Source organism: Archangium sp. (assembly GCF_036389735.1).
In the GTDB taxonomy this organism is placed as follows: Bacteria; Myxococcota; Myxococcia; order Myxococcales; family Myxococcaceae; genus Archangium.
Window position 1 is genome coordinate 1 of the sequence record NZ_DASVWK010000547.1, and the last position, 3,550, is coordinate 3,550.

Sequence of the window (3,550 nt, forward strand, 5' to 3'; positions counted from 1 at the left end):
CAACGGCAGCAACGCGCTCGCCCTCTACCGCGCCCTGCTGGACGGCTATGCCGCCGAGCGCGACGGGCAGATGCCGAACACCGTCGCCCTGCTCTGCCGCCGCAACGACGCTCAAATCACCGAGCAGCGCTACCTGTGCGAGCGCTTCCGTGAGTTCGGCGCGGACGCGGACCTCGTCCACCCGGACGAGGTCTCCGGCGACGAGCACTTCGAGGTGCGCGGCAAGCGCTATGACCTGGTGTACCGGCACCTCTTCGTACGGCGGCTGGAGGAGACGCCGGCCCCGTGGATGGCGGACTTCTTCGGCACGGTGCCGGGCCGCAAGGCGGTGCTGCTCAACCCGCCCGTCTCGCCGGTGGAGGTGAAGACGGCCTTCGCCCTGCTCTCGCAGGCGCTGGTGGAGCCCGCGCTCGCCCAGGCCGCCGGGCTGAGCCCCGAGGAACTCGAGGCGGTACGCACCTCGGTGCCCTGGACGCGGCCCTTCCGGCACGGCCCCGGCGTGGGCCCGGAGGGTGAGCAGGTAGCCGACCTGGTGGCGCGCGTGGCCTCGGAGCCCAAGCGCTTCGTCCTCAAGCGCGCCTGGGACTACGGCGGCCGGGCGGTGTACCTCGGTCGCTCGGTGGGCACCCCGGCGTACGTGGAGCGGGCGCAGGCCGCCTACGGCACCGTGCCCACCTGGGCGGAGCTGTGCGAGCGCGCCTCCACGGACCCCGCGGGCGGCGGCTTCGTGGTGCAGGAGGTGGTGGAGACCACCCCCGAGGAGCACCTGCTGTGCGAGGAGCGCGGCCTGACGTCCTTGAGCCTCCACGTGGACTACTCCGCGTATGCCTCGGTGGGACTGGCGAAGCAGCCCGCCTGGGGCGGGGTGTGCCGAGGCTCCACCTCGGAGATCGTCAACATCGTGGGCGGGGGCGGCGTGCTGCCCCTCATCACCACCGAGGTCGCCCAGAAGCTGCTCATGGCCTGGAAGGCCCTTTGATCTCCCCACCGGACAGCCCGGGAAGACAAGCCCGGCACAACGGTTGTAGGCGCGCTATATAAAGAGGCGTCGGGCGGGAATCGCCGCCCAGCGCAACGAAAGGACACGGAAATTCATGGCTTGGGAAAATCCCGGTTGGCAGCAGACGGCTCGCCCCGCGGTCAGTGACGTCCTGGTGCAGGAGTCTCAGCGCGCCTTCATGTCGCGCGTGTACGGCTGGATGTTCGCCGGGCTCGCCGTCACCGGCCTGGTGGCGATGTTCACCGCGGCCTCGCCGCAACTGGTGATGCAGATCGCCCAGTACCGCTGGATCCTCTTCTTCGCGCAGCTCGGCCTGGTGTTCGCCCTGTCGGGGTTGGCGAACCGGCTCTCCGGCGCGGCGGCCGGAGCGCTCTTCCTCGCCTACTCGGTGCTCACGGGACTCACCTTCTCGGTGCTCTTCTACGTCTACACGCGGGGCTCCATCGCCAACGCCTTCCTGCTGACGGCGGGCACCTTCGGGGCGATGAGCGCCTTCGGCACCCTCACCAAGAAGAGCTTGAGCGGCTGGTCCACCTTCCTCTTCATGGGCGTCATCGGCATCCTCATCGCCAGCATCGTCCAGGCCATCTGGCCCAACCCCATGCTCAACTTCGTGGTGGGCTGCGCGGGCGTGCTCGTCTTCGCGGGCCTCACCGCGTACGACACGCAGAAGCTGCGCGAGATGCATGCCGAGTCGGGCTACAGCCCGGCCGCCACGCTGAGCATCGTCGGCGCGCTGACGCTGTACCTGGACTTCATCAACCTCTTCATCTCGATGCTGCGCCTCTTCGGCTCCCGCCGCGACTAGGCACCGGCCTGATTCAGCAATGAAGGCGGTGGGCGCTCCCGGGCCCGCCGCCTTTTTCTTTTCCGCCGCGCTCGAACCAGGCTGTCCTTCGACGACTGAGAGCCCGCCCTACTCCGTGGACTTCTTGCGGGAGAAGGGCATCAGCAGCCGCTCCACGGGCCGGCCGCCGACGAGGTGCTCGTCGACGATGGCCGGCACGTCCTCGGGCTTCACCTCGCCGTACCAGGTGCCCTCGGGATAGACGACCACCGAGATGCCGAAGGAGCAGGTGTCCAGGCATCCGGCGGCGTTGGCCCGCATCTGCCCCTTCAGCCCGCGCTTCTCCAGCTCCTCCTTGAAGCGGGCGCGCACCTCTTCGGCGCCCTTCGAGGCGCAGCAACCCTTGGGATGCCCCTCGGGACGCTGGTTCGTGCAGACGAATACGTGACGTTTGAACGGAGGCATGTTGCCCTCCTAACGCAGCGTCCGTCCTAAAGCGACCACCTCTCGCGGGACCCGGCCGTGGCTTTCTTGCCTGGGGCACTCCCCGCCGTGAGGATCCGTGCACAGACTCACAGCAAACATCCGCTAGTGATCACCGGCTTTTCCGCAGGAGTGACGCTACATGACTGGTCAGCCAATGACGCTCCATTGTGCAAGAGAGTTGATCAGCAGGCGGGCAGGCTTTAGATCGGCTCCCCCGCAGCGGTTCCGAGCGGGGGAAGTGGCTCCGGGACTGAAGTGTCGGATCGGTCACTCTCCCCAATCCCTGGGTGGCATGAAGATGGCGCACACAAGATCTGGGGGTCGGAGAGCCTTGACGATGTCGGAACGAGGATCGTACCTTTGTCTACCTGCCCGCCCCTCGGGCGAGCAGGCTCAATTCCAAAAAACAAGAGTTTGACCCGACGACACGTACCTCTCCCTACCCGGGGAAGACGTGTCGAGTTGAGATCACTTGATCCCAAGAGATCTCGCGGGCTTGGCTTTTTGCAAATTTCGCAGTCATACCTTGAGTGAAGCAGCGGGAGGGTGGACCATGGAGCATGAGCTGAGCGCCACGGCGGCGGTACTGGACGGCAAGGAGCTGGGCACGGGGCTGCGGGGGAAGGTTCCCGCCGGTGGTCTGACGGTGGAACGCTTCTTCACGACGCCCGGGGTGGATCCGGCGGACGAGCTGGCCTGGGAGATGCGCACCGCGTCCATCTCGGGCGAGGACGGCAAGAGCGTCTTCGAGCAGAAGAACATCGAGGTGCCCAAGTCCTGGTCCATGCTGGCCACCAACGTGGTGGCCTCGAAGTACTTCCGGGGCACGCCCGGCACCCCGGAGCGCGAGTCGAGCGTGCGCAAGCTGGTGGCCCGCGTGGTGGACACCCTCACCCGCTGGGGCTCCGAGGGCGGCTACTTCGCCACGACCACGGACCGGGACACCTTCCGCGCCGAGCTCACCCACCTGCTGCTGCGCCAGAAGGCGGCCTTCAACTCGCCGGTGTGGTTCAACGTCGGCGTGGAGGAGCACCCGCAGTGCTCGGCGTGCTTCATCAACTCGGTGGATGACTCCATGGAGTCCATCCTCGGGCTGGCCAAGACGGAGGGCATGCTCTTCAAGTACGGCTCGGGCACCGGCAGCAACCTGTCCACCATCCGCTCCAGCAAGGAGCTGCTGGCGGGCGGTGGCACCGCGAGCGGCCCCGTCTCCTTCATGAAGGGCTTCGACGCCTTCGCCGGGGTCATCAAGAGCGGTGGCAAGACGCGCCGCGCCG

Annotated in this window: 2 protein-coding genes and 2 pseudogenes; 3 read left to right on the top strand and 1 reads right to left on the bottom strand. The window is 67.4% G+C overall.

Annotation, left to right across the window (positions count from 1 at the left end; translation table 11 throughout):
- Together VF794_RS19190 and VF794_RS19195 are read left to right on the top strand one after the other, a co-directional pair.
- A pseudogene (locus VF794_RS19190) lies at positions 1 to 979 on the top strand (hypothetical protein); the annotation flags it as partial.
- A 115-nt stretch (positions 980 to 1,094) separates the two neighbouring features.
- Positions 1,095 to 1,808: a Bax inhibitor-1/YccA family protein gene (locus tag VF794_RS19195; protein ID WP_349257556.1), complete on the top strand. Its 714-nt coding sequence runs from the start codon at positions 1,095 to 1,097 to the stop codon at positions 1,806 to 1,808.
- Positions 1,809 to 1,916: 108 nt separating this feature from the next.
- Here the strand turns inward: VF794_RS19195 and VF794_RS19200 are convergent, their stop codons facing one another.
- Positions 1,917 to 2,252: a (2Fe-2S) ferredoxin domain-containing protein gene (locus VF794_RS19200; protein ID WP_331112455.1), complete on the bottom strand. Its 336-nt coding sequence runs from the start codon at positions 2,250 to 2,252 to the stop codon at positions 1,917 to 1,919.
- A 574-nt stretch (positions 2,253 to 2,826) separates the two neighbouring features.
- Here VF794_RS19200 and VF794_RS19205 point away from each other — a divergent pair.
- A pseudogene (locus tag VF794_RS19205) lies at positions 2,827 to 3,550 on the top strand (vitamin B12-dependent ribonucleotide reductase); the annotation flags it as partial.

Coding starts and splice junctions, on each gene's coding strand:
- VF794_RS19195 (WP_349257556.1), top strand. CDS start 1,095: ATGGCTTGGGAAAATCCCGGTTGGCAGCAGACGGCTCGCCCCGCGGTC.
- VF794_RS19200 (WP_331112455.1), bottom strand. CDS start 2,252: ATGCCTCCGTTCAAACGTCACGTATTCGTCTGCACGAACCAGCGTCCC.